The organism is Lacrimispora sp. 38-1 (assembly GCF_049890855.1).
Classification (GTDB): domain Bacteria; phylum Bacillota; class Clostridia; order Lachnospirales; family Lachnospiraceae; genus Lacrimispora.
In genome coordinates this window covers 84,529-108,102 of record NZ_JBANEW010000066.1, presented here as the reverse complement: position 1 = coordinate 108,102, position 23,574 = coordinate 84,529, and the positions used below count along the sequence as shown (strand labels likewise).

22 protein-coding genes and 7 tRNA genes are annotated in these 23,574 nt (G+C 44.0%); 25 read left to right on the top strand and 4 right to left on the bottom strand.

The window, feature by feature from the left end:
* The first annotated feature begins 4 nt into the window (after positions 1–4).
* The 17 genes from V7D18_RS19945 (at position 5) to V7D18_RS19865 (ending at position 12,704) form a co-directional block, all read left to right on the top strand.
* Positions 5–76: transfer RNA gene (locus tag V7D18_RS19945), tRNA-Glu, on the top strand.
* Between the two features lie 6 nt (positions 77–82).
* Positions 83–155 (top strand) — tRNA-Thr (locus V7D18_RS19940).
* 39 nt (positions 156–194) lie between these two features.
* A tRNA-Ile gene (locus V7D18_RS19935) sits at positions 195–268 on the top strand.
* Between the two features lie 29 nt (positions 269–297).
* Positions 298–371, top strand: a tRNA-Asp gene (locus V7D18_RS19930).
* Between the two features lie 70 nt (positions 372–441).
* A tRNA-Val gene (locus V7D18_RS19925) sits at positions 442–514 on the top strand.
* A gap of 23 nt (positions 515–537) precedes the next feature.
* Positions 538–623: transfer RNA gene (locus V7D18_RS19920), tRNA-Leu, on the top strand.
* Between the two features lie 28 nt (positions 624–651).
* Positions 652–725: transfer RNA gene (locus V7D18_RS19915), tRNA-Arg, on the top strand.
* A gap of 268 nt (positions 726–993) precedes the next feature.
* Positions 994–2,520 (top strand): peptidase G2 autoproteolytic cleavage domain-containing protein, encoded by a 1,527-nt coding sequence (locus tag V7D18_RS19910; RefSeq protein WP_426156808.1) that lies wholly within the window; start codon positions 994–996, stop codon positions 2,518–2,520.
* Positions 2,521–2,894: 374 nt separating this feature from the next.
* Positions 2,895–3,683, top strand: a complete 789-nt coding sequence (locus V7D18_RS19905) for a serine hydrolase (protein ID WP_426156807.1) — start codon at positions 2,895–2,897, stop codon at positions 3,681–3,683.
* A gap of 39 nt (positions 3,684–3,722) precedes the next feature.
* On the top strand, positions 3,723–4,808 hold the full coding sequence (locus tag V7D18_RS19900; protein WP_426156805.1) for a dipeptide epimerase: 1,086 nt from the start codon (positions 3,723–3,725) through the stop codon (positions 4,806–4,808).
* Positions 4,809–4,875: 67 nt separating this feature from the next.
* A complete protein-coding gene (locus tag V7D18_RS19895; RefSeq protein WP_426156803.1) occupies positions 4,876–6,810 on the top strand; it encodes a peptide ABC transporter substrate-binding protein in 1,935 nt (644 codons plus the stop codon).
* 136 nt (positions 6,811–6,946) lie between these two features.
* Entirely contained in the window at positions 6,947–7,888 is a 942-nt protein-coding gene (locus V7D18_RS19890; protein ID WP_426156801.1) for an ABC transporter permease, read from the top strand.
* Positions 7,885–8,871, top strand: coding sequence for an ABC transporter permease (locus tag V7D18_RS19885; RefSeq protein ID WP_426156799.1), 987 nt, complete (start codon positions 7,885–7,887; stop codon positions 8,869–8,871). The genes V7D18_RS19890 and V7D18_RS19885 overlap by 4 nt, the downstream gene beginning before the upstream one ends.
* An 11-nt stretch (positions 8,872–8,882) precedes the next feature.
* Positions 8,883–9,935 (top strand): ABC transporter ATP-binding protein, encoded by a 1,053-nt coding sequence (locus tag V7D18_RS19880; protein WP_426156797.1) that lies wholly within the window; start codon positions 8,883–8,885, stop codon positions 9,933–9,935.
* Positions 9,935–10,867, top strand: a complete 933-nt coding sequence (locus V7D18_RS19875; RefSeq protein WP_426156795.1) for an ATP-binding cassette domain-containing protein — start codon at positions 9,935–9,937, stop codon at positions 10,865–10,867. The genes V7D18_RS19880 and V7D18_RS19875 overlap by 1 nt, the downstream gene beginning before the upstream one ends.
* 79 nt (positions 10,868–10,946) lie before the next feature.
* A complete protein-coding gene (locus V7D18_RS19870; protein WP_426156793.1) occupies positions 10,947–11,837 on the top strand; it encodes a C40 family peptidase in 891 nt (296 codons plus the stop codon).
* Positions 11,838–11,858: 21 nt separating this feature from the next.
* The gene (locus V7D18_RS19865) at positions 11,859–12,704 is read left to right on the top strand and encodes a serine hydrolase (RefSeq protein WP_426156791.1); all 846 of its coding nucleotides are present in this window, start codon (positions 11,859–11,861) and stop codon (positions 12,702–12,704) included.
* 4 nt (positions 12,705–12,708) lie between these two features.
* Here the strand turns inward: V7D18_RS19865 and V7D18_RS19860 are convergent, their stop codons facing one another.
* Together V7D18_RS19860 and V7D18_RS19855 are read right to left on the bottom strand one after the other, a co-directional pair.
* Complete coding sequence (locus V7D18_RS19860) at positions 12,709–13,380, bottom strand: YjjG family noncanonical pyrimidine nucleotidase (protein ID WP_426156789.1); 672 nt, start codon at positions 13,378–13,380, stop codon at positions 12,709–12,711.
* Positions 13,381–13,384: 4 nt separating this feature from the next.
* Positions 13,385–14,023: a YczE/YyaS/YitT family protein gene (locus V7D18_RS19855; RefSeq protein ID WP_426156787.1), complete on the bottom strand. Its 639-nt coding sequence runs from the start codon at positions 14,021–14,023 to the stop codon at positions 13,385–13,387.
* 77 nt (positions 14,024–14,100) lie between these two features.
* Between V7D18_RS19855 and V7D18_RS19850 the strand changes: the two genes are divergently transcribed.
* From V7D18_RS19850 to glyA, 6 genes are all read left to right on the top strand, one after another.
* On the top strand, positions 14,101–14,724 hold the full coding sequence (locus tag V7D18_RS19850; RefSeq protein ID WP_426156785.1) for a cyclic nucleotide-binding domain-containing protein: 624 nt from the start codon (positions 14,101–14,103) through the stop codon (positions 14,722–14,724).
* 103 nt (positions 14,725–14,827) lie between these two features.
* Positions 14,828–15,595: a M48 family metallopeptidase gene (locus tag V7D18_RS19845; RefSeq protein ID WP_426156783.1), complete on the top strand. Its 768-nt coding sequence runs from the start codon at positions 14,828–14,830 to the stop codon at positions 15,593–15,595.
* Entirely contained in the window at positions 15,567–16,688 is a 1,122-nt protein-coding gene (locus V7D18_RS19840; RefSeq protein ID WP_426156781.1) for an MCP four helix bundle domain-containing protein, read from the top strand. Before V7D18_RS19845 ends, V7D18_RS19840 begins: the two co-directional genes overlap by 29 nt.
* Positions 16,648–18,360 (top strand): single-stranded-DNA-specific exonuclease RecJ, encoded by a 1,713-nt coding sequence (gene recJ / locus V7D18_RS19835; RefSeq protein WP_426156779.1) that lies wholly within the window; start codon positions 16,648–16,650, stop codon positions 18,358–18,360. The genes V7D18_RS19840 and recJ overlap by 41 nt, the downstream gene beginning before the upstream one ends.
* Positions 18,361–18,382: 22 nt before the next feature.
* Positions 18,383–19,507, top strand: coding sequence for a Gfo/Idh/MocA family protein (locus tag V7D18_RS19830; protein ID WP_426156777.1), 1,125 nt, complete (start codon positions 18,383–18,385; stop codon positions 19,505–19,507).
* 73 nt (positions 19,508–19,580) lie between these two features.
* Positions 19,581–20,831 (top strand): serine hydroxymethyltransferase, encoded by a 1,251-nt coding sequence (gene glyA / locus V7D18_RS19825; RefSeq protein ID WP_426156775.1) that lies wholly within the window; start codon positions 19,581–19,583, stop codon positions 20,829–20,831.
* A gap of 101 nt (positions 20,832–20,932) precedes the next feature.
* On the opposite strand, the gene V7D18_RS19820 is transcribed toward glyA, so the two are convergent.
* Positions 20,933–21,103, bottom strand: a complete 171-nt coding sequence (locus tag V7D18_RS19820) for a DUF1540 domain-containing protein (RefSeq protein ID WP_426156773.1) — start codon at positions 21,101–21,103, stop codon at positions 20,933–20,935.
* 76 nt (positions 21,104–21,179) lie between these two features.
* Positions 21,180–22,148, bottom strand: a complete 969-nt coding sequence (locus V7D18_RS19815; protein ID WP_426156771.1) for a glycoside hydrolase family 43 protein — start codon at positions 22,146–22,148, stop codon at positions 21,180–21,182.
* A 181-nt stretch (positions 22,149–22,329) separates the two neighbouring features.
* Here V7D18_RS19815 and V7D18_RS19810 point away from each other — a divergent pair, with 181 nt between their 5' ends.
* Together V7D18_RS19810 and V7D18_RS19805 are read left to right on the top strand one after the other, a co-directional pair.
* The gene (locus V7D18_RS19810) at positions 22,330–23,106 is read left to right on the top strand and encodes an FAD binding domain-containing protein (RefSeq protein ID WP_426156769.1); all 777 of its coding nucleotides are present in this window, start codon (positions 22,330–22,332) and stop codon (positions 23,104–23,106) included.
* Entirely contained in the window at positions 23,107–23,574 is a 468-nt protein-coding gene (locus V7D18_RS19805; protein WP_426156767.1) for a (2Fe-2S)-binding protein, read from the top strand. It abuts the gene before it with no gap.

Here is a 23,574-nt window from a genome sequence, read left to right as displayed (position 1 = left end):
CTTTGGCCCCATGGTCAAGCGGTTAAGACATCGCCCTTTCACGGCGGTAACACGAGTTCGAATCTCGTTGGGGTCATTGAATGCCGATGTGGCTCAATTGGCAGAGCAGCTGATTTGTAATCAGCAGGTTATCGGTTCGAGTCCGATCATCGGCTTTCGTTTAACTAAATACATCTATCAGATTATTATGTTTAGGACCTTTAGCTCAGTTGGTTAGAGCAACCGGCTCATAACCGGTCGGTCCCGGGTTCGAGTCCCCGAAGGTCCACTAGCACTGAACTAAATAGTTGATAATCTGGCCCGGTGGCTCAGCTGGTTAGAGCGCCGCCCTGTCACGGCGGAGGTCGTGGGTTCGAATCCCATCCGGGTCGTTCTGTATTTTATAAATACAGGCTTTACAAACCAGCATGTAAGTTGTATAATGCTTACTGTATCGTTTATGGGATCTTAGCTCAGCTGGGAGAGCATCTGCCTTACAAGCAGAGGGTCATAGGTTCGAGCCCTATAGGTCCCATTTCCATGAGAAATCATGTGAATGCCGGCGTGGCGGAACTGGCAGACGCACAGGACTTAAAATCCTGCGGGACTTACCTCCCGTACCGGTTCGATTCCGGTCGCCGGCATTGCCTGAAAAGGCAGTCAATTGAATATGTGTGTGTAGCTCAGCTGGATAGAGCACTTGGCTACGGACCAAGGTGTCGGGAGTTCGAATCTTCTCACGCACGTAACGGACACAGTCCCAGGGAATTTCCCCGGGGCTGTTTTTGTATTTGCTGATTTACATCAACTAATCATTATCAAATTAACTCTGCCGGTTACTTGTCAAACCATTCAGTTATTTACAGAACGATGTACTGGTTTCAATTAGAATAGCTGACTGATTTCCGAATAAAATTGGTAAAGTAAACAAGTTCTTTTTTATAACATAAAATAGATAGAAGCATTAGGATTTATTGATGGTTTCATAACTATTTATGTATAGGAGGAATTATTATGAGCAATAGTTCTCTTCAAATAGACTTAAATTTGGCTACAACTGTAGCTGCCGGCACAAATGTACTTTTTGATACAATTGTCTATTCTTCTGGAAGTATAATCTATAATTCTGCTACAGGAGAGGTAACCTTTTCAGAAGAAGGCAGATACGTAATTAACTGGTGGGTGGCGACTCAGACTTCTCAATCCATAAATGGGACTCCTTTTGCACTGATTTCATCACAGGGAGATAATATTGGGGGTGATCTTCTTATTAAAAGTGGAGAGGTATTTGGAGTAGGTATCATTGATGTAACTACGGCCCCTACTACTTTAGCTCTTGTAAATGTCAGTACAACTACGATTTATTTCTCTTTGTATGCTCAACTGAAAGGGGTATTAGTTATTATAGAAGATGATATTTCTGAAGTAGGCCCCACAGGTCCTATTGGCCCTATTGGTCCCACAGGCCCTGCTGGACCTATTGGACTTACTGGGCCCACGGGGGATACAGGTCCTATTGGACTTACTGGCCCCACGGGGGATACGGGTCCGTCTGGAACGCCTGCGACCATTACGAATTTGGTTGATGGAAACCAGATTGGGGCAGTCAGAGGAGTGGGCACGAAATCTGACTATGGCATGGGTGAATATGCATTTGCCGAAGGCTGGCAAACAGCTGCGAGAGCGGGATTTTCTCATGCAGAGGGTTACTTGTCAGAAACTGACCAGTACTGTTCCCATGCAGAAGGACATGAAACAAAAGCAAGCGGACACGGTGCCCATGCAGAGGGAGTTAATACAGAAGCCAGTGGGGATGAATCCCATGCAGAAGGATTTTATACTTCTACAAACTTGAGAGAAGGTGCCCATATTATGGGCGCATTTGGGGAAGCTGACAATATATATTCCTGGTTTCTGGCCAACGGAATAAACCCGGATGCAAAAGGCCTTGCTGCAAAAATACTATACGATGGAAATGCTTATATCGATGTAGCATGGAACTCTGGAGGGGCAGATTACGGGGAATTATTTGAGACTTCTGACGGTAAGACTATTGAACCAGGTTATTTTGTCACGTTTGATGGTGCCGGTCAGAAAATCAGGAAAATCACTGAAGCGGACAGTTATGTTCTGGGAGTAGTTACCGGTACTTCGGGTATTGTGGGAGATTCGGGAGAACTGCGCTGGAAGGGGAAATATCTGACTGATGAGTGGGGAAGAATACAATATCATGAGGTAAATGTGCCTGGTATAAAGGATGATAAAGGGAATGTTCTGCTGCCGGAGCATATGGAAACACAACCAATCCTCAATCCTCAATGGGATAATACCAGAAAGTATGTTCCGCGTTTAAAACGGCCGGAATGGGTAATAGTGGGGCTTTTAGGAAAACTTCGGGTTCGTGATGATGGAACATGTATGCCCGGAGGATATTGCCGTCCTTCCCACAACGGTATTGCCTCTGCATCTGAGAGCGGATACCGGGTTTTGGAGCGTTTAAGTGAGAATCGGATTTTGATCCTGTACGCTAAGAGCAGTTAAAAAAAATAATTTAAAAAGTGGCATCCACCATTTTACAAATATAATAATGGCTCTTTGTCATAAGTCGGAGTGGGATTCGTATGAATCCTGCTCCATTCTTGTTATGGGATTCTGTCAGTAATCCAAGTTTTTGCGTATAAGGAAAGAATCACTTCCGTAACATTGTGTGATTTTTAGGCAGACTCCAATATTCATATAGATCCATGAATTTATCGCTTGATTTTTTTCCAGAATTTATTATACTAAATAGTAAATGATATAAGAAAATTTAATAAAAAAGTCTGAATCAGGTGCAACGAGGTAGCTGTCAACAATGGGTGCAGTGCCTCTTTTTTTATATCAGCTGATGAAATGACTGGTGGGAGTTTTGCTAAATGACACAAGATGAGATGCTCAGGAAATTAGAAAAGCTGCCTGGAAAAATCAGTTTTCTATATGAAAATCTGGAGACAGGAGAGCGTGTGGGATACAGGGAAGATCAGCCGCTCATGGCTGCCAGTGTGATAAAGCTGTTTGTTATGGCATCTGTATTTGAACAGTTTGAAACAGGGAAGCTGAAGCAGGATTTTTCCCTGTCCATATACAAAAAGGATTGCGTTCCGTCCTGTGGTGCCCTTACCTATCTTCACGAAGGAATCTGCGTTACTGCATTGGATCTTGTAACGCTTATGATTATATTCAGTGATAATACGGCAACCAATGTGCTGATTGATTTGCTGGGGATGGAGGAGATTAATCGGTATATCACATCTCTTGGATTTGAAAATACCCGTCTTAACAGAAAGATGTATGATGCAGAAAAATCAGCACAGGGGATTCAGAATTACATAACGGCATCTGAGACGGGAAGGCTGCTTACGATGATGTATCGGGGGAAATTGGTCAGCGAAGCGGCAAGCAGGCAGATGATCTCGATTTTAAAGAATCAACAGCTTTGCAGTAAGATTCCATTTTACCTTCAGGCTTTGGAAGAGGAACCTGAAATAGCCCATAAGACAGGTGAGGATCGTGGAATTACTCATGATGTGGGAATTGTATACGGAAAAGTTCCATTTCTCGTGTGCTTTTGCGGAAATGAAACAGATACTCCTGCATTTGAACGGATTATGGGGGAAATATCGCTTCAATTATACAAAGAAGTTAATGGAATTGGTCAGGAATAAAAACATAGTCACAGATCGGATTATAGGAAGGAAATTAGAATGAAGATTGCAAAAATTGAGACGGCAGAAGTACACATTCCTCTTGTAACTCCATTTAAAACAGCCCTCAGGACTGTGGAGACTGTAAATGATATCGTAGTCAGAATTACGGCAGATGACGGGCAGACCGGATACGGCGAAGCGCCGCCTACAGCTGTGATTACGGGAGAGACGAAAGGGTCAGTCCGCTGCGCCATTGAGGAATTTATTTCACCTGGATTAATTGGGATGGAGATTGAAAATCTGGATGGGATTATGCGAGTACTCCATAAATCCATGGTTAAGAATACTTCAGCTAAGGCGGCTGTGGATATGGCAGTATATGATTTGTTCGCAAAATCCTGCAGCAAGCCCCTCTATAAGGTTCTGGGAGGCTGCAAAGGGGAGATAGAGACGGATCTGACCATCAGCGTAAATGAGGCGGAGGAGATGGTAAGAGACAGTCTCCTTGCGGTCCAACAGGGATTTCGAATACTCAAGATTAAGGTTGGCAAAGAGGGACAAAAGGACGTGGAACGGATCAAAGCCATTCGCCAGGCTGTGGGGTCCGATATTAAGCTTAGGATTGATGCAAACCAGGGGTGGTCTGCAAAAGATGCAGTGAGGATTATACGAAAGCTGGAGGACATGGGGATCGATATGGATCTGGTGGAACAGCCGGTAAATGCTCACGATTTTGAAGGGATGAAGCTTGTTACCAGCCAGGTACAGACTCCAATACTGGCAGATGAGAGCGTGTTTTCAGCCATGGATGCCATACATATTATTAAAGAACATGCGGCAGATCTGATCAATATAAAGCTGATGAAAACCGGGGGGATTTACGAAGCTTTAAAAGTCTGTGCCATAGCAGAATGTTACGAAGTGGAGTGTATGATCGGATGTATGCTGGAAAGCAAGATTGCGGTCAGCGCAGCAGCCCATCTGGCGGCGGCAAAGGGTATTATTACCAGGGCGGATTTAGACGGACCTTCTTTATGCAGAGAAGATCCGTATGCCGGAGGCCCCTCATTTCTTGGAAACAGGATTTTAATGAATACGGAGCCTGGGCTGGGAATTTTTAAAGTACCTGTGTTTGGGGAGTAATAGGAACAGACCAATGAGGACACTAATCCCTGACGGGTTTAGAAATAAGAAAAAATGGAGGAAAATTATGAAGAAAAAAAGATTAGCAGCCGGGATTCTCTGCGCAGCTCTTGCGGCTGCAACTGTGCTCAGCGGCTGCGGCGGAAAAAAAGCATCTGAGAGCAGTGCAGGAACTGCTGAGGGCGGAGCAAAGACGGAAGGAAGCGGGGAGCCGGCAGTTTATAAGAAACTTTATGGAAGAGAGGCAACAACTCTTAATTATCTCACCTCTTCCTCAGAAGATGATTATAAAATCGGTGCAAATGTGATCGATACTCTGGTGGAATACGACAGCAAGGGACAAATTAAACCGGGGCTGGCAACAGAGTGGACTTATGATGATGCAACTCTTACCTGGACTTTTAAACTCAGAGATGCAAAATGGGTCGATAATACAGGCAAAGAGGTTGGAGCAGTTACTGCCCAGGATTTTGTGGATGCGATGAAGTATGAACTGACTCCGGAATATGAAAGTGCCAATGTACAGAATTTATTTGGTATCGTTGCCAATGCCGAAAATTATTATAACGGACTGGTTTACAACGGAGGTGCAGATAAGGATGGAAAGGTATGGCAGCCGGTTGAGTTCTCCCAGGTTGGTGTTAAGGCGGTAGATGAACATACCCTCACCTATACTCTTGAGAAAGAGGTTCCTTATTTCCTGTCTTCTCTGGCTTATATAGTTTATATGCCAGCCTATGGTCCTCAGTTAGAAGAACTTGGTAAGGATTTTGCTACAGGAGCAGATAAGATGTATTATAACGGTGCTTACTATCTGGAAGAATTTTCTCCTCAGGAAAAGCATGTTATGAAGAAAAATCCGTTAAATTTCGATGCAGCACAGGTTTATATTGATGAATTACAGGAAATTTACAATGCGGAATACAATACAATCGGACCTGAGATGGTGAAGCGGGGAGAGGTGGATTATGCGGAGCTCTCTTCTGATATCCTGGATGACTGGATGAGCAGTGAAGATACAAAGAATTTAATCAGCAGGGAGAGACCGAAAACAAGCTACTCCTATTTCTACTGCTTTAACTTTAATCCTCAGTTTGATGCCCAGTATGAGCCGGAAAACTGGAAAAAGGCAGTGAATAACGAAAACTTCCGTAAGGCGTTATCATCAGCGCTTAATAAGTCCAAGGAAGTGGCAGTTTTAGAATCAGCAACTCCGGATGATTTCGTTATTAACTCCATTACTCCGCCAAACTTTACCTTCAATGCCGAAGGTCAGGATTACACAAAGGTTGGAGATATGGCGAACTTAACCCAGACATTTGATGAAACAAAGGCAAAGGAATACAAGGATCTGGCAAAGAAGGAGCTGGAAGCTTCGGGAGTGACTTTTCCCGTGAAGGTGCTGATGCCGTACAATCCGTCTGAAGTGAACTGGGATAAAGAATGCCAGGTAGTGGAACAGCAGATGGAAAGCCTTCTTGGCAATGATTTTATTGATATCGTTGTTGAGGCAGGCCCTGCAGACGGATTTTTAACGGAAGTCCGCAGAAACGGTAAATTCGCATTTATGAAATGCAACTGGGGTGCAGATTATGCAGATCCGGAGACCTGGACAGATCCGTTCTATCAGAAAAAGGGTGAAAGCGGATATGAACTGGGCTATAAGTATGGAAATATTGCAAAGGCAATCGAAGAAGGAACACCTTCTGCTGATGCGGCTTTGGAATACTTTACTCTAGTCGATCAGGCAAAAGAATTGAAAGTGGATATAAATGCAAGATATGAGGCATTTGCAAAGGCAGAGGCCAGTCTGGTTGATCATGCATTTGTCATTCCTTTCAGTATCTCCGTCAGTAAGTATGTGGCAAACAAGCTGGATGTATTTGAAGGCCAGTATGCACCTTTTGGAGTATCAAATCTCCGGTATAAAGGACAGCATTTAAAGGATCATTTCATTTCCATGGATGAATATAAAGCTAACCGGGATGCAAGTGAAAAATAAACGGTAAGGGAAAACGCCGGATCACAGGCTGCGCTTTTGGTCCGGCGGAAAAATACCGTCTGAAGGGGAGGTGGGCCTGTATTACGTCGTCTTCAGAGAGTATTTTTACAAACTAAAAAAGGAGTCTGAAAAACTGATGTTACTATACTTAAGCAAAAGAATCGCACGTTCATTTCTTACACTGATCATCATTCTGACCGTTGTATTCTGTCTTCTCCGTCTCATGCCGATTGAAGGTTATTTCCAGAACTTTGATAAAATGACGCCTCAGCAGATCGAAGTGGGGTTAAAGGAGATGGGATTATCAGATCCGCTGCCGCTTCAGATCACCCATTTTTTTAAAAGCCTGCTTCGTGGGGATCTGGGGATGTCCAGGATTTACCGCTCCAATGTTCCTGTATCGGATATTCTGGCTGATAAGGTTCCTGTGTCCATTAAGCTGGGAATCTGGTCTATGATTGTGTCTCTTCTCGTGGGGCTTCCCATGGGGGCTTTGATGGCAAGGTATCAGTACCGTTGGTTTGACAGAATCGGAACATTTTTTATTGTTTGTATTCAGGCTGTACCGGCTGCAGTCTATTTCCTCTATATCCAGCTTTATGGAACTCAGCTTTTTCATGTAGGACTGCTGTTTGAGATTGATGATCCCAAATACTGGGTGCTGCCGGTTATTTCCATGTCTCTTGGAAATATTGCATTTTATGGGATGTGGCTGAGACGGTATATGATTGATGAAAGCAATAAGGATTATGTGAGGTTAGCCAAGGCAAAGGGGCTGTCGGAAGGTAAGGTTATGTTTAAGCATATTTTCCGCAATGCGTTTGTACCTCTGGCCCAGTATATCCCCACTGCATTTTTAAATACGGTGATCGGGTCAATCTATATAGAATCTCTGTACAGCATTCCCGGAATGGGCGGTCTGCTGGTTACAGTAATTAAAAAGCATGACAATGCCATGGTGCAGGGGATTGTTCTTTTGTATGCCTGTGTGGGCGTACTGGGACTGCTTCTTGGGGATCTTATGATGGTAATGCTGGATCCCAGAATCAGCCTTGGAAAGAAAGCAGGTGACAGATGATGAAGCAATTTTCTTACCGCCATACAAAAGAAGCGGAATTAATCGAAAATATGGAAGAAGCGGAGCTGTTTACGTTCGGCGGATATAATGAGGCTGAGACGGAGAAAACGGGGTTCAGCAATTATTCTTACTGGAAGAGTACGATTCATGCTTTTTTTAAAAACCGCATGGCATTTGCATTGCTGGTGCTGTTGTTTCTGCTATTGGCATTTACGTTTGTACAGCCTTATCTACCGGGGCAGTATGATCCGAACCTGATCATCAATGATTCCAGTGGAATGCAGTTTCGTAATATTCCGCCTGGAAAACAGTTTATTCTCGGAACCAATTCCATCGGTCAGGACTTATGGGCGCGGATCTGGTCGGGGACAAGAACTTCTCTGTTTATTGGATTATCAGTGGCACTGGCGGAGGCTGTGATCGGAATTACGGTTGGTGTGATCTGGGGTTATGTCAGGAAGGCGGACTTTATTCTGACTGAAATTTATAATATCATCGATAATATACCTAATACCATCATATTGATTTTGATCTCTTACATATTAAAACCCAGCGTGAAGACGCTTATATTTGCCATGTGTCTTACGGGATGGATTCAGATGGCCAGATTTATCCGCAACCAGATACTGATTATCAGAGACAGGGATTATAATGTTGCAAGCCGATGTCTTGGAACACCGACTGTCAGAATTATTGTGAAAAATCTTCTGCCTTATCTGGTTTCCGTCATTATGCTTCGTATGGCACTTACCATTCCTGCAGCCATTGGTAATGAGGTGTTTATTACTTATATCGGTCTGGGGCTTCCGGTTAATATCCCAAGCCTTGGAAACTTAATCAATGAAGGAAGAGCGCTCATTACCAGCCCGGCTCTGCGCTATCAGCTGGTTTATCCTACCATTATTCTTTCATTTGTAACTATTTCATTTTACATTATCGGCAATGCGTTTTCTGATGCCGCCGATCCGAAGAATCATATATAAGGAGGCTGCCAATGGAACGTGAGACAATATTAGAGGTAAGTGATTTAGATATTACCTTTGAACTGAGAGGGAAACGGCTTCATGCCATCCGGGGAATCTCTCTGGAACTTTATAAAGGGGAGATTCTGGCGATTGTAGGGGAATCGGGAAGCGGAAAATCGGTTTTTACAAAATCATTTATGGGACTTCTGGATAAAAACGGCAGTGTCAGCTGCGGAAAAGCCGTTTACTACGGCTCTGATGATAAAACGGCAGTTGAATTAACGGGAATAAAGAAAGAAAAGGACTGGTTAAAGCTGCGGGGGCATGAAATTGCCATGATCATGCAGGATCCCATGACCAGCTTAAATCCGTTAAAGACCATTGGAGCTCAGATTATGGAGGCGGTTCTCCTTCATCAGAAAGGAAGCAGGGCGGAAGCCAAAAAGCGAACGCTTCAGTATCTGACCGATGTAGGGATTCAGGAACCGGAGAAGCGGTTTTATCAGTATCCCCATGAATTTTCAGGCGGGATGCGCCAGCGTGTGGTAATCGCCATTGCCATTGCCTGCAATCCCCAGATTCTCATATGTGATGAGCCCACAACGGCTCTTGATGTGACCATACAGGCTCAGATTCTTGAGCTGATTAAGGAACTGCGGCTGAAATACAAGCTTTCTGTTATACTGATTACCCATGATCTGGGAGTGGTGGCCAATACGGCAGACAGAGTTGCTGTGATGTATGCAGGGGATATTGTGGAGATCGGAACCAGCGAAGATATCTTCTATGATGCAAGACACCCTTATACCTGGGCACTTCTTTCTTCTTTGCCACAGGTTGGGATAAAGGGAGAGGATTTATTCTCCATAGCCGGGACGCCTCCCAATCTTTATGCAGAAATAAAAGGAGATGCATTTGCTCCCAGAAATCCACAGGCGCTTAAAATTGATTTTGTAAAGAGTCCTCCTTATTTCAGCGTTTCCCCTACCCATAAGGCGAAAACCTGGTTGCTTGATGAAAGGGCACCGAAGACGGATCCGCCGCAGGTACTAAAAATAATCAGAGAGGGAGGTCTGTTCTGATGGAGCGGGAAGTATTATTGGAAGTAAAGGATTTAGAAGTGACCTTCGGTGATCGGAAAAAGAAATATCAGGCAGTTAAAGGGGTGAACTTTAAGATTTATAAAGGGGAGACCTTTGGACTGGTGGGGGAATCCGGCTCTGGAAAGACCACCATTGGCAGAGCGGTCATGAGAATTATAAAGACCTCAGGAGGAGAAATTCTCTATAAGGGTCAAAAGATAAATGGAGATATATCCGGAGAACTTGACCGGAAGGTAATTCAGGAAATTCAGATGATTTTTCAGGATCCCCAGGCATCACTGAATGAAAGAGCCAAGGTGGATTATATTGTCAGCGAAGGGTTAATGAATATTGAAAAAGGGATTTCTGAGCAGGAGAGAAAGGAACGGGTGAACCAGGCGCTTCTTGATGTAGGGCTTCTCCCGGAGTTTGCCAGCCGCTTCCCTCACGAGTTTTCGGGAGGGCAGAGGCAGCGAATCGGAATCGCCAGATCTCTGATTATGAAACCTGAGTTTATTATTGCAGATGAACCAATCTCTGCTCTTGATGTGTCGGTACGGGCGCAGGTTCTTAATCTTCTTACCAGAATGCAGAAGGAGCGTCAGATCACCTATTTGTTCATTGCCCATGATTTGTCGGTCATGCGGTTTATTACAGACCGGATTGCAGTGATCCGGAAAGGTGAGATTGTGGAGATGGCTGAAACGGAAGAACTGATCACTCATGCCATTCACCCTTACACCAGGGCGCTGCTCTCTGCAATTCCCATGCCGGATCCAAAGCATGAGAAGGATAAGAAACTGATGGTTTATGATCCGTCTATTCATGATTATACAACAGACCAGCCTTTCTGGCAGGAAATCAGAAAGGAACATTTTGTGCTGGCGAATAAAAAAGAGGCAGAAGAATATAAGAAATTATATGAGTGTTGACGAAACGGATGAAAGGCAGCGGAAATATCCGCTGCTTTTGACTTGTATGTCCGGTTCTTCGTAATGAAAGGAGGAAGCGATGGAACAGTTTGCAGTGATTGTAAAACCGGTAATCATCATATGGGACCGGCCGGAGGAAACAAAAGAAAACAGGGAAAAGAAAATAGTTTCTTCCATTGCAGATGAAGGAATATATGGAATGGGACTCCGGATCAGAGGGGGAGAAGAACAGGGTTTTTATCCGGTTATAACTGCATATCATTATCCGGGGTATGTAAGAAAAGAAGATGTGGAACTGACCGGTCTTTCTGCACTGATTAACTGGGAAGAGGGCGGCCTTATGGTGACTGATGGGGAATTCGTAGACATTATGTCACTGCCTAAGGTACAGGGTGTCAGAATCATAAGTGTTCCCAGAGGAGCGCTTATAAAGGTCCTGGAGTTTGAATCCATGGAACCTGGCTGGGCACTGGTGGAGTTATTTGACGGACAGAGAGGGTTTGTGAGAAATCAGTATCTGCGCCCGAAAGAATATTCCCAGAGCGGATTGTGGACAGGAAAGCTTCCACAGAAGGAAATTGTGGATGAAAAGGAATTCCGCCAGGCAGTTGTGGAGAATGCAATGCAGTATCTGGGGACGCAGTACCGGTGGGGAGGAAGAACGTCACTGGGGATTGACTGTTCCGGACTGACTTCGCAGAGTTATCTGATTAGCGGAATCATTATCTTTCGGGATGCGAAGATCCAGGCGGGATTTCCTGTCCGGGAAATACCAAAGGAAGAAATGCTTCCCGGAGACCTGATGTATTTTCCTGGACATATTGCAATGTATATGGGAAATGGCAGGTATATCCATTCTACGGGAAAGATCGGCAGCAGCGGAGTGGTTATTAACAGTTTAAATACGGAGGCAGCGGATTACCGGGAGGATCTGGCGAAGAGCTGGTATGCTTCAGGCAGTATATTCTAAGGGAATGAAACGGAGGATGACATGGATTCCAGATTTACATTAGAAAAAAGAATACAGGCGGAAATTATGAGCTACGACGGGAAGATGGGAATTTATTTAAATGATTTTCATGGGAATGTAATTGCTTTGGGACAGGATGAGAAATATGAGACTGCCAGTACCATAAAAACCTTTATTCTTGCCTGTCTGTTTGATGAAGTGGAAAAAGGAAACAAAAGCCTGGAGGACTTTGTAGAATATAAGGATGAGCATGTGGTGGATGGGAGCGGTGTGCTGGTATCCCTTGAACCGGGGGCTGTTCTGCGGGTAAAGGATGCGGCTGTTTTAATGATAATAGTCAGTGATAATGTTGCTACTAATATGATGATTGACTATCTGGGGCTGGATACCATCAACCGCTGTATAGAGAGGCTGGGATGCAAAGATACCGTTCTTTACAATCCTCTTCACTTTAATCAGTACCGGAGACTGGGTACCAGTACGCCGAAGGATTATGGCAGTATTTTTACAAGACTGGTAAAGGGAGAACTGGTCAGTCCACGGGCTGATGCGGCGATGATTGAAATATTAAAAAAACAGCATTACAACAGCATGATCACTAAGGATTTTCCTCCGGTCTATATGGACAGTGATAATACGGATGAAATACTGATTTCAGTGGCTTCAAAAAGCGGGAGCATGGATGCCTGCCGCAATGACGGAGGCATTGTATTTACTCCATATGGATCCTATGTGATCGTCATGTTTCATAAGGAATTCTCTGATGCCATGTATTATCCGGCTCATCCTGCCACTGTATTCGGAGCCAGGGTAAGCCGGATGGTACTGGATCAGTTCCTGGCACTGGAAGGAAGATTCTGCCTGTAAAAAGCTACAGGCTTAAAAGCTGTGTCAGATTATGGATGGTGTGAGTTGCGGGGGATTCGACGAAGGAATCTGTCCGGATGAAGAGACAGGAGTCGATACCGGCGTTCACGGCGCCCTGGATATCGGAACTTAAACTGTCTCCCACCATGAGGGTTTCTTCCTGCTGAAAATCAGGGATATGAAGAAAACAGTGTCTGAAAAAATTCAGAGAAGGTTTTTCACTTCCTACCTTTTCGGAGATAAACATGCCGTCAAACAGGTCGTAGATACCAGCCTGTTTCAGTCGCGTGATCTGGGTGGAATAGACTCCGTTGGAAGCAGAGTAGAGCTTTTTCCCCATGCTTTTTAATTGTATCAGTGTATCTTTTGCGTGGGGGATCAGCTCCGGACTGTTGCCAAGAAAGCTCCGGTAGCGGGATTCCGCCTCTATTCCGTCTACCTCTTTTTTCAGGGTCTGAAAGTATAAGGAGAATCGGGTGTGAAATACCTCTTCTCTGCTGATTTTTTCCTGTTCCAGAAGATTCCAGAGGTTTTTATTAATCTTTTTATATTCATCCAGCATGCTGCGTTCAAAGGGAAGGCAGTAGGATTCTATTACATTCTGAAAGCTCCGCTCTTCTGCAGCATCAAAATCAAGAATGGTGTTGTCAATATCGATTAAGTATGTATGGTACATGTATTCAGTCCTCCATATTCCAGTGCTTTTTAAAAAAGTCATAGCAGATTCCTAACAGCGGGGAAAGAAGTATAACGCTGATTACGGTTCCTTCCCGGATCTGCAAAGGGGTACGCGCCCATAAGGTAAGGGCAATCGTCACAGCCAGAAATATCACGTCAAAGCTCATGCGTACAGCCGTGAAATTTCTGTGAAAAAGTTCCGTGATGGTCAGACAGAGGCTCTCCAGCGGAAAACGGATAATTCCAATTGCCAGGACTGCACCAAGGCTTAAGGAAGCAATGATCAGACCTGTAATATAAAGCAATAACTTAAAAAGATAGCTTTCGGCCGTAAAACCGGACAGAACCTGGTAGAGAAAAAAGTTAATAATAATTCCATTTCCAATGGTAGCTATAATCTGAATGATGTCCTTATAGTTTAATCGGGTACGCCTGAAAAGTAAATAGCTGATAAAGAAAATGGTATTGATCATGTTTAGTATGGTACCCACCTTCCACGGAATCAGGTAGGAAAGTGTAACTGCCAGAGCATTTAAGACACTCTGTCCAATTGCTGCTTTTAACTGCAGCGAAACTCCAAATCCAAAGAATACAAAGGATAAAATGGAATAAGCAATTAATTGTGAGTTTTTCTTCGTCATTGTTTTCACCTCGGGAATATGATACCATAGATTCTGGATAACCTACTATGAGAAATATCATATCAGAGGAATTAATAATGAAACAATTTGTAACTTGTGAAATACCCGGCAGCTTATTAAAAATGGGGCAGGAGAGACATTTTTTGAAAGGCAGCAATATATTTAAGGTAGGGGAGTCCATATCCCGATGCTATTTTATCCGCCAGGGTACGGTGAAAATATATATTGACCATGAAAACGGCCGCCGTTCAATTCTTGATTTTGCGGGAAGAGAGGACTGGCTGGGGGAGCTTTCTATTTTCTGCAATGAGGACTTTACAAAAGAAAACAGAGTCGTGGATGATAGTTACTGCCTGGAGTTTGATTTAGAAGAGATCAGGGATATGTGTAAAAAGGATGCCGGGGTGTCCTTTTATTTTGCATCCTATATCTCCAGCAAGCTGATGGCCAGAAGTTTCCGGCTCAGTGAATATTTGAATTATTCTCTTGAAAAAAGGCTTGCCTCTTTTATACTTACCCATCACAAAGAGGGGATGTATGGGATTTCCCATACGGATGTCTCTGAATATATGAATGTCAGCTACCGCCATGTGCTGTTTGTCATGAAAAAGTTCTGTGATGAGGGAATTATGAAGAAGGAAAAGGGTTATTTTATTTCTGATTTCGGGAAACTGAAGGAGATTTCGGAACGCTCTGAATAAAAAATCTATTGTTTCCTTTTCTGTTTTTCGATATAATTAGGGGTACGGGCTTCAGCGTAAATGAAGAAAAAGATTGGAATTGCATATATGGAAGTGGAGCATAATGAAAGTGGAGCATAATGAAGATAAAAGGAGCACTGGAATTCTGCCCTTTGAAGATGGAAATTTCTGCAGTTACCGGATAGTGAAGTCCAACCGGAAAACCATGGCCCTGCAGATTTCAAAAACTGGTGAAGTCATAGTAAGGCTTCCTTTGTCTGCACCTTACCGATTTGGACATGAGCTGGTATTTAAAAACAGCAGCTGGGTGTATGAGGCAGTACAGAAGGTGAAGATCCAGTCGGCCCGGCAGCAGCTTTCCTGGACAGACGGGAGTGTTCTGCTGCTTTTTGGGGAGAAGCGTACACTTCGTATTTTACCTGATTTTAAGAAAAAGGGAATTTTTATAAAGGAATCCCCAGGTGATTTAACGCTCACTGGTTCCATAAATCCTGAGGATTTAAGGGAAGGGGAGAACACGGTCAGAACAGTTATTAAGAGCTGGTACAGGCAGCGGGCCAGACAGTATCTGGAGGAAAAAACTGCGGTATGGTCACGGATCATGAATACAGATTACGGAAGGATTGCCATCCGGGACCAGGCAACCAGATGGGGGAGCTGCAGCGGAAAGGGCAATTTAAACTTTAACTGGAGACTTGTGCTGCTGCCGGAAGATCTGGCAGATTACGTGGTGGTACATGAGCTGGCTCACCGATTTTTTATGAATCATTCGAAAGCATTCTGGTCAGTTGTTGAAAAAGAAATACCGGATTACCGGTCCAGGAGGAAGAGATTAAGAGAATATGAAAGTGACATCTATCAGAAATATTAAAATAAAAACAAAGCTGCTTTTACTGGGAGCGATCAGTATCCTGGGACTTTTATTTATTGGTACGGAATCTGTTATAACGGCAAGTAAGATCAATGAGGCCAGTACGGTGATTTCCCAGTCATGGGTGCCTGCCATCATCATTGCGGAAGAGTTAAATACCAGGACGGCGGATTACCGTATTAAAGAATATAACCATGTGGTTACTACAAGCGTGGCTGACAAAACCAGGCTGGAGCAGGAGATGGAGGCTATCAGAACTGAGATAGGCCAGTCATTTTCCCGGTACGAGCTTTATATTGCCGACGAGTCGGACCGTGAGCTGATGGCGCAGGCGAAAGACAATTGGAATAATTATCTGGAATGCAGTGACCGCCTTCTTTCGGTCAGCAGGGAAAACAACTCCGAAGAGGCATTTAACATTATTATGGGGGAATCCAGACAGCTGTTTGATGAAGCAAGCAACGGATTTTTAAAGGTCGTGGATTATAACAGAAAAGGATCAGAAGCAGCCAGCATTGAAGGCGATCATTTATACATGCGTCTGGCCAGGATGAAGGTCATCAGTGTGGGTGTTGTGGGATTTTTAATTTCCCTCCTTGTGATCTACATTATTATGGCAATTGACAAACCGGTAAAGGATCTTGTTGAAGGGACAAGGAGAGTGGCAGACGGAGATCTTGATGTATATTTATCCTATCGCTCCAGGGATGAGATCGGAATTCTCACTAATTCAGTCAATCAGCTGATTGACCGGCTGAAACATATCATTGATGATGAAAAATATCTGTTTAAGGAGATTGGAAATGAGCATTTTGATGTTAAATCCACTTGTGAAAAGGCATACCGGGGAGATTTTGCACCCATTCTTTATTCCATTACCAGCCTGATGAGCCGTCTGTCTGCATCGAAAAAGCGCAAAGAAGGGCTGCAGGAAAACGAAGGCAGTGGAAAGAAAGGAGTTCGGGAAATTACAAGGATCAGGAAATTAAAAGAGATGAAAGTATCTAAAGGAAAGACAGCAGAAGAGTGTGTAGTGAAGGAGATCAAAAAAAATGGCGGCAGAAAAATGGATGCTTCAGACCAAACGAGCTGATTTTAATGAAATGGCAGAGCTTCATCATATATCGCCTGTAACTGCAAGAATTATAAGAAACCGGGATGTATCAGGACCGGAAGCAGTGGAAAAGTATTTAAGAGGGGGACTGGATGAGTTATACAGCCCCTGTCTGCTAAAAGATATGGATCGGGCTGTACTGATTTTAGAAGAGAAGATTAAACAGTTAAAACCCATCAGAATAGTGGGAGATTATGATATTGACGGAGTCTGCTCTACTTATCTTTTGTATCAGGCATTTAAGGAAACTGGTGCGGTGGTGGATTATGAGATTCCTGACAGGATTAAGGATGGGTATGGGATTAATGAATCCATAATCAGAGCGGCTTATGATGACGGGATTGACACGATTGTAACCTGCGATAATGGAATTGCCGCAGTTGAACAGATAAAGCTTGCCAAAGATCTGGGAATGACAGTGATTGTGACGGATCATCATGACATCAGAAAAGAGGAGGGGAAAGAAGTTCTGCCTCCTGGAGATGCTATTGTAAATCCCAAGCAGGAAGCCTGTATGTATCCATTTCCCGAGATCTGCGGCGGTATGGTAGCCTTTAAGCTGGTACAGGCTTTGTATGAGGCTTTTGGCATTTCGAAAGAGAAATGGCTGGATATGGTGGAATTTGCTGCCATAGCAACAGTCGGCGATGTGATGAAGCTTCAGGATGAGAACCGCATTATTGTAAAAGAAGGCTTAAAACGTATTGGAAATACAAAAAGTCTGGGGCTTTTAAAGCTGATAGAGAAGAATAACCTGGATAAGGATCATATTACGGCATATCAGATTGGGTTCGTAATCGGCCCGTGTCTGAATGCAGGCGGTCGTCTGGTGACTGCCAAGCTGGCACTCTCTCTGCTTTTATGTCAGGAAGAGGAAGAAGCAGACCGAATGGCTGTTGAATTAAAGGATCTCAATGATCAGCGCAAGGATATGACAAAAGCAGGAACAGATGAGGCTGTAAAGCTGGTAGAAGATCATTTTTACCGTGATAAGGTTTTGGTGGTATATCTGCCGGACTGTCATGAGTCACTTGCCGGAATTATAGCTGGCAGATTAAGAGAGCGGTTTCAAAAACCTGCATTTGTTCTCACTGATGGTGAGGAGCATGTTAAGGGCTCCGGGCGTTCCATTGAGTCCTATCACATGTTTGATGCTCTGATGGAGGTAAAAGATCTTTTATTAAAATTCGGAGGTCATCCCATGGCAGCAGGGCTTTCTCTTTTAAAGGAGAATGTGGATGAATTCCGAAGGGCATTAAATGAACATGCGGAACTTACGGAAGAAGATTTCGTAAAAAAGGTGTGGATTGATGTACCGATGCCTCTTGAATACATAAGTGAGCCTTTGATTGAGGAACTGGATTTGCTGGAGCCATATGGACAGGGGAATGAAAAGCCTTTATTTGCCCAAAAGGATCTGTCTATCCGCAGCGTCCGTGTACTTGGTAAAAACCGCAATGTGGTTAAATTTTCACTGGCTACAAAGGCTGGGACGCCTATGGATGGACTTTTGTTTGAAGATGGAGACTCGTTTGTGGAGGAACTGGGAGACAGCCGCCAGCTTGATGTGGTGTATTATCCGGCGGTAAATGAATACAATGGGAACAAGTCCCTGCAGATAATAATAAAAAATTACCGGATCTTAAGCTAGAGCAGATAATAAGGAGAATGGCATGAAGACAGTCAGAGCAGTTATAATCGGCTATGGAGGAATGGGAAAAAAATATGCCCGGATGCTGGCGGCGGGTGAAGTAAGCGGGATGGTTCTGGCTGGAATCTGCTGTCGAAATGCAAATGGACAGGAGGAAATTAAGAATCTGTATCCGGATGTAAACATCTATGAAGATGCAGATGCAGTGTTTGCATCCGGGGAGGGATTTGATGCAGCGGTGATAGTAACTCCTCATGATACCCATGTTCCATTCGGAATGATGGCGGTGCGGTCAGGAAAGCATATTCTCATGGACAAGCCATTGGGGATCTCCGCAAAAGAAGCGCAGGTGTTGGTTGCAGAAGCAAAGAAGTCAGGCATTAGTCTTGGAATGATATTTAATACCCGTATGAAAGGCGGTTTTCTGTCTGCCGGAGAGTTTTTAAAAGCCGGAGGGCTGGGAAAAATAACCAGGGCTGTGTGGGTCTGCAATACCTGGTACCGTACTCCTGTCTATCACAGCAGCGCTGCATGGAGAAGCACCTGGAGCGGGGAACATGGCGGTCTTTTAATTAACCAGTGCCAGCATTATCTGGATATCTGGCAGTGGCTCTTTGGAATGCCGGATGAGGTTTATGCTTCCATTGATTATGGAAAATATAATCCCATTGCAGTAGATGACAGCTTTGATCTTCAGTTTTTCTATAAAAATGGATTTCGGGGAACCTTAATCAGCTCTACTGGAGAGAATCCTGGAACAAACCGTCTTGAAGTCTGGGGATCGAAGGGACGGCTGACCATTTCAGACGGAACAGAACTGATTTTTGATGAAAATGCAGTTACCACAGAGGAATTTGCCAGGACAAATAAAGATCCGTTCGGAAAGCTGGAATTTATCCGGAGGCCGCTTGCAGCAGAAAATCATGAAGGACAGGAATACCGCATGATTTTTCAGAACTTTTCAGATCATCTGCGGACAGGGGAAGCGCTTATGGCCCCGGGTGAAGACGGAATCTGTACACTTATGATGGCAAATGGAGCGTATCTCTCTTCCTGGCTGGAGAAGAAAATTTCCTATCCTTTTGACCAGGATCTTTACGAAAAGCTGCTGGCACAGCGCGCAGAGGATGAGAAAGCCTTGACATGATAAGGAAGTTTGCTATATAATCTACCAAAATGCTAAAGAGTAACGATTCAAAAGGAAAAGTGAGGGAATGGACATGGTAAATGAAGTAATGAAGTTTATCACCGGCTTTGACAAGGAAGTAGGAGAAGCCATTGAAAAGGAATGCGCACGTCAGAGAAGAAATCTGGAATTGATCGCATCCGAAAACATTGTTTCAGAACCGGTTATGATGGCGATGGGAACTGTGCTTACAAATAAATATGCAGAAGGTTACCCGGGAAAGCGTTATTATGGTGGCTGCGAAGAGGTGGATGTTGTGGAAAGCATCGCCATCGAACGTGCGAAAAAACTGTTCGGCTGTGATTATGCCAATGTTCAGCCCCATTCAGGTGCCCAGGCCAATATGGCGGTATTTCTTGCCATGTTAAATCCCGGCGATACAGTTATGGGAATGAATTTAAACCACGGCGGTCATTTAACCCATGGAAGCCCGGTAAACTTTTCCGGTCTGTATTTTAATATCGTTCCTTATGGAGTCAATGATGATGGATTCCTTGATTATGATGAGATGGAGCGTCTCGCTATGGAGCATAAGCCCAAGCTGATTGTAGCGGGAGCAAGTGCATATGGCAGAGCCATTGACTTTAAGCGGTTCAGAGAAGTTGCAGATAAGTCAGGAGCTTATTTAATGGTGGACATGGCTCACATTGCAGGTCTGGTTGCAGCAGGACTTCATGAGAGTCCCATTCCCTATGCAGATGTGGTTACAACGACTACCCATAAAACGTTAAGAGGACCAAGAGGCGGAATGATTCTGGCAAACCAGGAGGCCGCTGATAAGTTTAATTTTAATAAAGCAATTTTCCCGGGAACCCAGGGTGGTCCTCTGGAGCATGTAATTGCTGGAAAAGCAGTATGTTTTGGAGAAGCTTTAAAGCCTGAGTTTAAGACATATCAGGAACAGGTGGTTAAGAATGCCAAGGCTCTTGCTGCAGCACTGGTGAATCAGGGATTTCATATTCTCACGGGCGGCACGGATAATCATCTGATGCTGATTGACTTAAGAGGTATGGAGGTTACGGGAAAAGAACTTCAGAACCGCTGCGACGAGGTATTTATTACCCTGAATAAGAATGCGGTACCCAATGATCCAAGAAGCCCCTTTGTTACTTCCGGTGTCCGCGTAGGTACTCCTGCAGTCACCTCAAGAGGATTGAAGGAAGAAGACATGGAAAAGATTGCGGAATGTATCTGGCTTGCGGCAACTGATTTTGAAAATAAAGCCGGTTACATCAGAGACGAAGTAACAAAAATCTGTGATAAATATCCGATTTATAACAGCTGATCATATAGAAAGCTGCTGCACTCAGGGTGCAGCAGCTTTTTTCATATGCAGAAAGAAATGATATCTTTTCTGCATGTCAGGAGGAAATTAGAACTGACTTCTTATGCCTGGTTTTTAAAGGATTCGCAGTCTGTGCACTCTTTTTTTGTAGGATTCTGCTCATGAGTACCTACTTTAATTCTTTCCAGTGTGCAGTAGTCATCGCTTTTGGCATGATAGGCGCAATTGTCAATAGTACATTGGATACATTCGTTTTTACCGTTTACTAACATAGATTAACCCTCCTTTAATTGTTGTTGCATCTATTATTGTAAGCGTTTTTGGCTGATTTATTATGCCAAATTTTTCTTAAATAAAAACAGCACAGTTCAGTCTGTCGTATTCCTCCTGGTTGATTGTTAAAACTGTTCCGTGTTTGAATCCGTAAGGAAAAGTAAAGGATTTATCTGACCGGATAAAGTTTCCGGAGGAAATAGTATCGGCTATAAATGGAACGTATCCCTGCTTTTCTTTTATCTTCGTACCATAATAATCCAGAAACAGGCACCAGCGTCCGTCCTCTGTCCGGAATGCAGTAGGGGCTTCGTATTGTCCCTGTTCCAGTTTTTTCATTTCTTCGCTGAATTCCGGGATGATGGAAAATGGACCGGTAATCTTATGAGACTGAAGCAATAATATGGCAGCAGGATTGGGATTGCTTTTCACAAAAAGATAAAAATTGTTATTGTCCTTATATAGAGCAGAATCAATGATATCACTGTCTTCCTTCTCGTATAATACGTTTGGACTGGTAAAATGTATGAAATCCCTGGTCCGGCTGTAATAAATTTTCTTCGGTCCGTAATTGTTGGAGGGGTGGGAAGAGGACCAGTGGATGAGATAATCACCTGCTTCTTCATCAAAGATGATATCAGGAGCCCATAAACAGCCAAAGGGTTCGTCCCCCAGAGAAATCAGGCGGGGCGCGGACCAGTGAATCAAATCAGGGGATTCCCAGAGGACCAGGTTCCTGCTGCCATATCTGCTGACGTTTTCCCAGCTGCCTTCATACTTAGTCTTAAAATTTCTTGCCAGGCTTAAGTCTGTGGCAAGTATGTAATAAATCCCTTCTTTCGTACGGCAGATGGTAAAATCCCGCACTCCTTTCTCTCCTATGGTGCTGGTAAGAATGGGACTGCCACCATTTACCTCCTGCCAGTGAAACCCATCTTCGCTGATTGAAAAATAGACAGCCTCGCCATCCGGATCTGTCTTCTCTTTGAAGTGAACAAATAAATATGCCTGCATCGTATATAATCCTTTCTGCTTTTTTTCCATCTTATCACTTGATGAGGGGCGGAACAAGTTGTTGATTCAGGAAAATAATATTGTCAAAACAGGGAAGAGTATGATATACTTTTTGAGGTTTTTAATAAATATATTGTCGAATATAAGCGTAACTTATTAATAAATACGTTGTTTACTGATAGATCCAGTTCTATTAGGGAGGAAAATTTAAGTGATCAGATTTAAGAATTACGTTAAGGCAGAAAGTCTGGAAGAAGCTTATGATCTGAACCAGAAAAAAAGCAGTGTAATCGGTGCCGGAATGATGTGGCTGAAGGTACAGAACCGGGTCAAGATGACTCTCGTGGATTTATCCGGTCTTGGACTTGATGGAATTGAGGAGACAGAGGATGAGTTTATCATTGGAGCCATGTGCACTCTGCGCCAGCTGGAAATCCACAAAGGGCTTGACCGGTATTTTCCAGGCTTATTTAAGGAATGCACCCGTTCTATTGTAGGAGTCCAGTTTCGAAACGGAGCAACAGCAGGAGGCAGCATTTTCGGAAGGTTCGGCTTTTCCGACATTCTGACCTGTATGCTTGCACTGGATACTTACGTTGAGCTTTATAAGGGTGGCGTAATCCCTCTTGAAGAGTTTTGCAGGCAGAAATTCAACCGGGACATTCTTGTGAGAATCCGGATCAAAAAGGATGGAAGAAAGGCATTTTATTCAGCTTCCCGAATGACGAAAACGGATTTTCCTCTCATTGCATGCTGCGTGTCTGTAAAAGATGAGACTTATTACGTGTCAGTTGGTGCCAGACCAGCACGGGCGGAGCTGGCCGTTATAAGCCGTAAAGAAGCAGAGGAATTAAAGGAACTGGCTGTGCTGGCAGCGGCCCAGTTTCGTTACGGCACAAATATGAGAGGCAGCGGGGAATACAGGAAGCATCTGGCAGAGGTTTATATCAAACGGCTTTTCATGGCACTGGACCGGGAGGAAGAGTAAATGCAGATTGAATTTACATTAAACGGGAGACTCATTTATGAGGAGACGAAAGATGATGAAACTCTGTTTCACCTGCTGCGCAGGAAAGGCTGTTACAGTGTAAAATGCGGCTGTGAGACGGAAAACTGCGGGCTGTGTACAGTCCTTGTCAATGGAGTTTCAAGGCTTTCCTGTTCTTATCTTGCGGCTAGGGCAGACGGCTGTGAGGTGGTGACTCTGGAAGGGGTGCAAAAAGAGGCGGAGGAATTTGGTTCTTACCTGGCGGCTGAAGGAGCAGAGCAGTGCGGTTTTTGCAGCCCGGGTCTGATTATGAATGTTCTTGCAATGGAAAAAGAGCTGGATTCGTTTGAGGAAGAGAAGGTTAAAGAATATCTGGCGGGCAATCTTTGCCGCTGCAGCGGATATATGGGTCAGCTGCGTGCTGTAAAAAATTACTTAAGCAGAGGAGAAAACAGGAATGAATGTTAA

Coding starts and splice junctions, on each gene's coding strand:
- V7D18_RS19910 (WP_426156808.1), top strand. CDS start 994: ATGAGCAATAGTTCTCTTCAAATAGACTTAAATTTGGCTACAACTGTA.
- V7D18_RS19905 (WP_426156807.1), top strand. CDS start 2,895: ATGACACAAGATGAGATGCTCAGGAAATTAGAAAAGCTGCCTGGAAAA.
- V7D18_RS19900 (WP_426156805.1), top strand. CDS start 3,723: ATGAAGATTGCAAAAATTGAGACGGCAGAAGTACACATTCCTCTTGTA.
- V7D18_RS19895 (WP_426156803.1), top strand. CDS start 4,876: ATGAAGAAAAAAAGATTAGCAGCCGGGATTCTCTGCGCAGCTCTTGCG.
- V7D18_RS19890 (WP_426156801.1), top strand. CDS start 6,947: ATGTTACTATACTTAAGCAAAAGAATCGCACGTTCATTTCTTACACTG.
- V7D18_RS19885 (WP_426156799.1), top strand. CDS start 7,885: ATGATGAAGCAATTTTCTTACCGCCATACAAAAGAAGCGGAATTAATC.
- V7D18_RS19880 (WP_426156797.1), top strand. CDS start 8,883: ATGGAACGTGAGACAATATTAGAGGTAAGTGATTTAGATATTACCTTT.
- V7D18_RS19875 (WP_426156795.1), top strand. CDS start 9,935: ATGGAGCGGGAAGTATTATTGGAAGTAAAGGATTTAGAAGTGACCTTC.
- V7D18_RS19870 (WP_426156793.1), top strand. CDS start 10,947: ATGGAACAGTTTGCAGTGATTGTAAAACCGGTAATCATCATATGGGAC.
- V7D18_RS19865 (WP_426156791.1), top strand. CDS start 11,859: ATGGATTCCAGATTTACATTAGAAAAAAGAATACAGGCGGAAATTATG.
- V7D18_RS19860 (WP_426156789.1), bottom strand. CDS start 13,380: ATGTACCATACATACTTAATCGATATTGACAACACCATTCTTGATTTT.
- V7D18_RS19855 (WP_426156787.1), bottom strand. CDS start 14,023: ATGACGAAGAAAAACTCACAATTAATTGCTTATTCCATTTTATCCTTT.
- V7D18_RS19850 (WP_426156785.1), top strand. CDS start 14,101: ATGAAACAATTTGTAACTTGTGAAATACCCGGCAGCTTATTAAAAATG.
- V7D18_RS19845 (WP_426156783.1), top strand. CDS start 14,828: ATGAAAGTGGAGCATAATGAAGATAAAAGGAGCACTGGAATTCTGCCC.
- V7D18_RS19840 (WP_426156781.1), top strand. CDS start 15,567: ATGAAAGTGACATCTATCAGAAATATTAAAATAAAAACAAAGCTGCTT.
- recJ (WP_426156779.1), top strand. CDS start 16,648: ATGGCGGCAGAAAAATGGATGCTTCAGACCAAACGAGCTGATTTTAAT.
- V7D18_RS19830 (WP_426156777.1), top strand. CDS start 18,383: ATGAAGACAGTCAGAGCAGTTATAATCGGCTATGGAGGAATGGGAAAA.
- glyA (WP_426156775.1), top strand. CDS start 19,581: ATGGTAAATGAAGTAATGAAGTTTATCACCGGCTTTGACAAGGAAGTA.
- V7D18_RS19820 (WP_426156773.1), bottom strand. CDS start 21,103: ATGTTAGTAAACGGTAAAAACGAATGTATCCAATGTACTATTGACAAT.
- V7D18_RS19815 (WP_426156771.1), bottom strand. CDS start 22,148: ATGGAAAAAAAGCAGAAAGGATTATATACGATGCAGGCATATTTATTT.
- V7D18_RS19805 (WP_426156767.1), top strand. CDS start 23,107: ATGCAGATTGAATTTACATTAAACGGGAGACTCATTTATGAGGAGACG.